The sequence below is a fragment of the Halochromatium sp. genome (genome assembly GCF_054919635.1).
This window is the reverse complement of the sequence record NZ_JBUDPI010000189.1, coordinates 1-7124: the sequence shown is the minus strand read 5'-3', so window position 1 is coordinate 7124 and position 7124 is coordinate 1. Positions and strand designations below refer to the sequence as shown.

The window sequence follows — 7124 nt, the reverse complement described above, 5'->3', positions numbered from 1 at the left end:
AAGCTAACCCGTTGTTTCTATTGGCTCCCCGAACTGGACTCGAACCAGTGACCCACTGATTAACAGTCAGTTGCTCTACCAACTGAGCTATCGGGGAAGTGACTGAGCCGCGTACTTTAGCCGCATGGCCTGTGCAAGTCAAGATCTCCGTTTGCCGCGGGGACGTCACCGATCCAAGAAGAGCGTGAGACTCCCTGACTGTAGGGCGCAGCGCTTGGCACCGAGAAAGTGACGCTCAGGCCGTTAGCATGCCCCGCGCATCCGATGCCTCGCGATGACGATCAGCTCGCGACCTTGGCGATGCGATCGAGTGCGTTCTCCAGGTTCTGCTGACTCGTCGCAATGGAGATGCGGGCGTAGCCGGGAGAGCCGAATGCCGAGCCCGGCACTAACGCAACACCGGCGTTCTCGATCAGGTACTCAGCAAGCTCCAGGTCGTCACGGACATCCTCGAGCTGATCGACCATACCTTGCACCTTTGGAAAGACGTAGAAGGTGCCGTCGGTCGGCAGACACTCGATGCCAGGGATGGCGTTGAGTCGCTCGACAACTAGGTCGTGACGCTGTTTGAAGGCCGCTAACATCTCGCTGACGCAGTCCTGTGGTCCTTCGAGTGCGGCCTGAGCCGCGACCTGGGAGATGGAGGTCGGGTTCGATGTGCTCTGCGACTGGATCTTCTTCATCGCTTTGATGACTGATTCGGGTCCACCCGCATAGCCGATACGCCAGCCGGTCATTGAGTACGCTTTGGACACGCCATTGAGCACCAAGGTGCGCGGTAGCAGGTCTGGGCAAGCGTTGATGATGTTGACGAACGGCTGCCGCTCTGGCCAGACGATATGCTCGTACATGTCGTCAGTTGCAATCAGGGAACGCGGGAAGTCACGCAGCACCTCACCGAGCGCCGCCAGCTCATCGCTCGTATAGGCCATGCCGGTCGGGTTGGACGGACTGTTGATGACCACCAGGCGCGTCTTCTCGTTCATCGCACCGCGCAGCTGATTCGGCGTGATCTTAAACTGCTGCTCAGCACCGGCATGCACCAGCACCGGTGCAGCGCCAGCGAGCAGCACCATATCGGGATAAGAGACCCAGTAAGGGGCTGGAATCACGACCTCATCACCGGGGTCGAGCACCGCTTGCGCCAGGTTGAAGAAGCTCTGCTTGCCGCCGCAGGAGACCAGTATCTGCTCGGGCGCATAGTCGATGCCGTTATCGCGTTGGAGCTTATCGATGATCGCGTGCTTGAGCTCAGGCGTGCCGTCAACCGCGGTGTACTTGGTGAAGCCGGCGTTGATCGCCTCGATGGCCGCCTGCTTGATGTGGTCCGGGGTGTCGAAGTCGGGCTCGCCGGCACCAAGACCGATGACATCCTTACCCGCCGCCCGCAGCTCTTTGGCGCGAGCGGTGATGGCAAGCGTGGCCGATGGCTTAACGGATTGGACACGGTTGGAGAGTTTGATGGTCATCGGTGGTGAGTTCCGGATAGCGCAAATTGATCGGGTCATGGTCCGCGGTTGAGCAGGCCAAGCGCTGCATGAGAGCGTCGCCGACGAGGCACATTGGCATTCTGCCTTGGGCACCCGATCATAGCGAAACAGAGCCGCCCTTGCGATGCGTAACAAACGATGCATCACCGGCGCTGCACAGACCACGAACTGACTGACACCCCAAACCGCCCAGATTCGCAATTGTCACTGATGTCGCGACCCTTTGAGCTTGCCTCGCAGTTTCCGCCCGCCGGCGATCAGCCTGAGGCGATCCGCCGTCTCACCGAGGGTCTGAACGACGGCGAGGCCGGGATGACCCTGCTCGGCGTCACCGGCTCGGGCAAGACCTTCACCATCGCAAATGTCGTTGAACGGGTTCAGCGCCCGACGCTGGTACTCGCGCCGAACAAGACGCTGGCGGCGCAGCTCTACGGCGAGATGCGCGAGTTCTTCCCGCACAACGCGGTCGAGTACTTCGTCTCCTACTACGACTATTACCAGCCCGAGGCCTATGTGCCGGCCTCGGATACCTATATCGAGAAGGATGCCTCGATCAACGAACACATCGAACAGATGCGCCTGTCGGCGACCAAGGCCCTGCTCGAGCGCCCGGACGTCATCCTGGTCGCGACCGTCTCCAGCATCTATGGCCTCGGTGATCCGGAAGCCTACCTGAAGATGGTGCTGCATCTCTCAAGAGGTGATCTGATCGACCAGCGCGCGATCCTGCGGCGCCTGTCGGCGCTGCAGTACCGGCGCAACGAGATCGAGCTCTCGCGCGGCTCCTATCGGGTGCGCGGCGACGTGATCGACATCTACCCGGCGGAATCGGACGACGAGGCGCTGCGCGTCGAGCTGTTCGACGACGAGATCGAGAACCTGTCGCTGTTCGATCCGCTCACCGGCGAGTCCAAGCGTCGCGTGCCGCGCTACACGGTGTTCCCGAAGACCCACTACGCGACGCCACGTGAGGTGATCCTGAATGCGGTCGAGCAGATCAAGGTCGAGCTCAAGGACCGGCTCAACTGGCTGCGTGACAACGATAAGCTGGTGGAGGCACAACGGCTCGAGCAGCGCACCATCTTCGATCTCGAGATGATGGTCGAGGTCGGCTATTGCTCAGGCATCGAGAACTACAGCCGCTACCTGTCCGGTCGCGGACCGGGCGAGCCACCGCCGACCCTGTTCGATTATCTGCCGAAGGATGCGCTGATCGTCATCGACGAGAGCCATGTGACGGTTCCGCAGCTCGGCGGCATGTTTCGAGGCGATCGCTCGCGCAAGGAGAACCTGGTCGACTATGGTTTCCGATTGCCCTCGGCGCTCGACAACCGGCCGCTACGCTTCGAGGAGTTCGAGGCGCGCCGGCCGCAGACGATCTACGTCTCGGCGACCCCGCGGCAGTACGAGATCGAGCACTCCGGTGCCGTCATCGAGCAGGTGGTGCGCCCGACCGGACTGGTCGACCCCGAGGTCGAGGTGCGCCCCGCGACGACTCAGGTGGACGATCTGCTCTCCGAGATCCGGGTCTGCACCGCGCGCAACGAGCGCGTGCTCGCGACCACATTGACCAAGCGGATGGCCGAGGATCTGACCGATTACCTCGGCGAGCACGGCATCCGCGTGCGGTATCTGCACAGCGACATCGATACCGTGGAGCGGGTCGAGATCATTCGGGATCTGAGGCTGGGCGAGTTTGATGTGCTGGTCGGCATCAACCTGCTGCGCGAGGGGCTGGACATGCCGGAGGTCTCCTTGGTCGCGATCCTCGATGCCGACAAAGAGGGGTTCCTACGCTCGGAAGGATCGCTGATCCAGACCATCGGCCGCGCCGCGCGCAACGCCAACGGCAAGGCGATCCTCTATGCCGACGAGATCACCGGCTCGATGCGGCGCGCGATCGATGAGACCGAGCGTCGCCGAGCCAAGCAGATTGCGCACAACGAGGCGAACGGTATCACGCCACAGACGATCAAGAAGGCGGTCGCCGACATCATGGAAGCGCATGTTCCGGGTGCGCCGATGAAGGCGCGTGACTATGCCAAGGTGGCCGACGAGATGGCCGAGTACGCCGACCTGACGCCCACACAGATGGCAAAGAAGGTGAAAAGCCTCGAGAAGGACATGTACAGTGCCGCTAAAGCGCTTGAGTTCGAGCGGGCCGCAGCGCTGCGTGACCAGATCAAGCAGCTACGCGCGCGCGGCCTGGCCGCCTAAGGGTTACCGAGACCCCCTCATGAGCGGCTATTAGACGCGATCGCTGCTCTGCGGCGCACTGGCAGCAGCCAGGGTCTTGCGCAGCTCGGTCTCCATCTGCTGCAGCTCCGCACCCGCAGCGGCGCGCGCGCGCTTGCCTTCATCCGCGATCTGCAGGCTCTCCTCGATGGTCTCAATCAAGGCGCGATTGGCCTCCTTGACGGTGTCGATATCGAACACCCCGCGCTCGATCTGCCGCCGCGCTTCGGCATTGGCGGTCTTCAGGTTGGCGGCGTTGGCCTTGAGCAGATCGTTGGTCAGATCGGTCGCAGCCTTGACCGTCTCGGCGGCACGGCCCGAGCGATAGATGGTCACCGCCTGCGCCAGCTGTTGGCGCCACAGCGGCACTGTGTTGACCAGGGTCGAGTTGATCTTGTTGATCAAGCCCTTGTCGTTCTCTTGCACCAAACGAATGCTCGGCAGGGCCTGCATCGCTACCTGACGCGTGAGGCGAAGATCGTGCACGCGGCGCTCCAGATCGTCGCGCGCACTGCGTAGATCGCGCAAATTCTGCGCTTCAACCATGTCTTCCACCTGCTCGACCTTGGCCGCCAACGCCGGAATCGCCTCCTGGTCTAGCTCCGCAAGCTTGGCCTCACCGGCCGCGATGTAATGCTCAAGCTCACGGAAATACTCGAGGTTGGCGTCATAGAGCCGATCCAGTGAGGTCACATCGGTCAGCAAGCGGGTCTTGTGCCGCTCGAGATCGATGGTGATGCGGTCGATATGGTCGCGCACCGCTTCGTATTCTTGCAGGAAACGCATGATCGGCTTGCCGGCACCGAACAGCCGCTTGAAGAAACCGGGCTTTGCGTTCGGGTCCAGACCCTCGACATCAAACCCACGCAGGGTGCCGACCATCTCGCTCAGTGTCTGGCCCGCAGCGCCTGTGTCCTTGTTGCGCACGCCTTCGAGCATCTGGTCGGATACGGCGGTCAGCTGCTGCTGCGCCTTGGCTCCAAAATGCATGATCGCGCTGCTGTCGGTCAGATCCAGCTCGGCCAGCAACGCCTTGATCTCGGCTCGCTCCGCCGGTGGCGCGTCGGCAAGAGCAACGACCTCCGAGCGCACAGCAGGTGCCGGCGAATCGGCCAGGGCAGCAGATTCCCGGGCTGAGGGATCTTGGGGATTGTCGCTCATCGGTCGCTACTCCTGATTGGTCTGGGCTGGTCTGGTCTGCGGTGGATTGGGCTGGGCTGAGTTGGGCTGGGTCGGGCTGGACTAGATGACACCGGGCTCGACTGAGCGGTTTCCGCCTAGATTCTACTCTAGCCACGCTTTGCCAAGGCGGCATCAGTGGTCGCTGGCGACGATCTCGCGCAGGCTGGGCGCAAGCAGGCTGCGATCCCAGGCCGTCATTCGATCCGGATCGCTTGACGTCTAAACGGAGCAATCGGACACTGAAGCGGCTCATCAACCCTCAGATCAGGATGCCACGATGCCGCACGCGAGAATCCCAGCTGCTCTTGCCAGTCTTACCCTGCTCGTCGCTGGGTGCGGTGGCAGTCTCATCGCGCCTGAAGGACCGGCCTCTAATGCCTTCCTAAATCGCGTGGAGGCGCGCTGTGGCAAGCTCAGCGTGGGCTCGCAGCCGATCAACTACCTGCTCGACAGCAGCAGCGATGACACCACCTTCATCGATGAGACCACCAAGCTGGGCGCTGGTATGATCGATGCTTCAACCTATGCGAGCGACATCAACAGCTTTTATCCGATGGGTGATAACCAGGCCGCGATCGACTGCGTGATCGGCCTCGTCGAATAATCCGAGCCCTCGGCCTTGCAGATCGCGTCCAACAGAGGAGTGAAGTACCGATGAAGAGCATCGACCAACCCGCGACCAGCGCCCTGTCGTTAAGGACAGCCATGCTAGCCGCCAGCCTCGGCTTAGTTGCCAGCCAAGGGCTTGCTGAGACGCACGTCTCGGGCTCGAATGCCATCACTGTTGCACCTGGGCAAACCGGCACCTGCGCGACCTCGCCCTGTCAGGTCACCCTACAGATGCCGCCTGGTGACGGCAGCTATGAGGTCACTGGCAACGAGGTCCTGATCGGCACCTTCCCCGCTGGACAAGCCGTCAATCTCGGTAACTTTTTTGAGCCCCAGGCCATTGCCATCAAAGGCGCAGGGGTCAAGAAGGCCTACGTCTACATGCCGCAAGATATGTAAGCCGCAAGACATCAAAGAGTGTCCCGCGGCCAGTTGTCTCGAAGCCGATACCACCTTGCCGGTCTCGGCATGCACGCTCCGGCAATCGCCGACGCAACCAAACCCGTCTCTAGCTGCTCGTTAGTTGGCCGATCGACAAGCAAAGCGCTTGTGATCGCCGGGCAACATTGAGCGGCTAGCGAATCCCCTCTTGCTCAAGCTGCTTCTTCAGCACCTCGATCTGCACGTCGAGGTCGAGCACATCGGCCTCGCGTAAGCGCTCGCGCTGGCGCTGAAACTGCTCTTCGATAGTGATCAGTACGGTACGGAAGCTCTGCTCCAGCTCGGCCGAATCGGCATGGCGATGGGTGCGCGCATAACCGTCAGAGACCTGCTCGGCGCCTTCGAGAAAGACGGTCAAGAATCGCCGCGCTCGCCGCAGGTCGGACGGGCGCTCGGCGATCTGGGCGAGAATGCCTCGCCCCAGCCCGGCGATGCGCGCCAGACGCTGACTCAGCTCGCGATTGCCAATGGCGTCTGCGGCACGCTCGATGGTGATGAGCCGATCCTCGGCCTCGGCAAGCGCCTCGATGACGGCGCGCGACTCCTTGTCCTGAGCGCTTAGCGGCGTACCCACCCGAAACGGCTCCAATCCATAGACCAGGTGATACCCGAGCACGGCGACGGCGGCGAAACCAAGACCGACGCCGGCGAGGTGCCCAACGCCATAGACAGCGGCCACGTAGGTGCCCGCTGCCAACGAAGCAGCAGCCAGATTGCGCAGCGGGAGCTGCCAGTGCCGTCCGCTGCCGCTGAATCGGCGCTGTTCTAGGGACTCAGCCGTTGCAATCGATGCCCGTCGCGTCAGCACTGCCGCTAGTGCCACCAAGAGCCAGGCCGAGGCATCGCCGATGAAACCGTCGAGCCGTCCCGCTGCCAACGCGCTCAGGGCGGCGAGCAGCAGCGGCGCCGAGAACAGCCAGAGCAGCAAGGCTCGCACCGGTCGCGGTCGCTTGCTCGCAACAGCAGGCCGTTGCGCGGTCGCCGGCACCAGCGCCTGACGCCGAGCCAGCAGCCATTGCGCAGCCGGCCCGGTCACGCCAAGGCGGTTGAGTAGCTCTTCGAGCTGAGGTTGCGATTCGCGCATGGTCACAGAAAAAACAGGGATTGGCAGGAGACCAGCCCTAGACTCCAGAACAACAGAAAGGCGCCAAGGATACGCGCAGCGAG

At 62.4% G+C, this 7124-nt stretch carries 6 protein-coding genes and 1 tRNA gene; 3 read left to right on the top strand and 4 right to left on the bottom strand.

The features are described 5' to 3' along the window. Positions 1-21 precede the first annotated feature (21 nt). Positions 22-97 (bottom strand) — tRNA-Asn (locus ACY693_RS11995). 184 nt (positions 98-281) lie between these two features. Next, a complete protein-coding gene (locus tag ACY693_RS11990) occupies positions 282-1469 on the bottom strand; it encodes a pyridoxal phosphate-dependent aminotransferase (RefSeq protein ID WP_462322058.1) in 1188 nt (395 codons plus the stop codon). Positions 1470-1700: 231 nt separating this feature from the next. On the opposite strand from ACY693_RS11990, the gene uvrB reads away from it, so the two are divergent. Then, complete coding sequence (gene uvrB / locus ACY693_RS11985; protein WP_462322057.1) at positions 1701-3707, top strand: excinuclease ABC subunit UvrB; 2007 nt, start codon at positions 1701-1703, stop codon at positions 3705-3707. Positions 3708-3737: 30 nt separating this feature from the next. On the opposite strand, the gene ACY693_RS11980 is transcribed toward uvrB, so the two are convergent. Beyond that, positions 3738-4886 carry a toxic anion resistance protein gene (locus ACY693_RS11980; protein ID WP_462322056.1) on the bottom strand — a complete coding sequence of 383 codons (1149 nt, stop codon included), beginning with the start codon at positions 4884-4886 and terminating at the stop codon, positions 3738-3740. Between the two features lie 298 nt (positions 4887-5184). On the opposite strand from ACY693_RS11980, the gene ACY693_RS11975 reads away from it, so the two are divergent. Both ACY693_RS11975 and ACY693_RS11970 read left to right on the top strand, forming a co-directional pair. Beyond that, positions 5185-5511, top strand: coding sequence for a hypothetical protein (locus ACY693_RS11975; RefSeq protein ID WP_462322055.1), 327 nt, complete (start codon positions 5185-5187; stop codon positions 5509-5511). A gap of 50 nt (positions 5512-5561) precedes the next feature. Continuing rightward, positions 5562-5915, top strand: coding sequence for a hypothetical protein (locus tag ACY693_RS11970; protein WP_462322054.1), 354 nt, complete (start codon positions 5562-5564; stop codon positions 5913-5915). A 175-nt stretch (positions 5916-6090) separates the two neighbouring features. Here ACY693_RS11970 and ACY693_RS11965 read toward each other — a convergent pair whose 3' ends face one another. After that, the gene (locus ACY693_RS11965; protein ID WP_462322053.1) at positions 6091-7041 is read right to left on the bottom strand and encodes a 5-bromo-4-chloroindolyl phosphate hydrolysis family protein; all 951 of its coding nucleotides are present in this window, start codon (positions 7039-7041) and stop codon (positions 6091-6093) included. Positions 7042-7124: the final 83 nt, after the last annotated feature.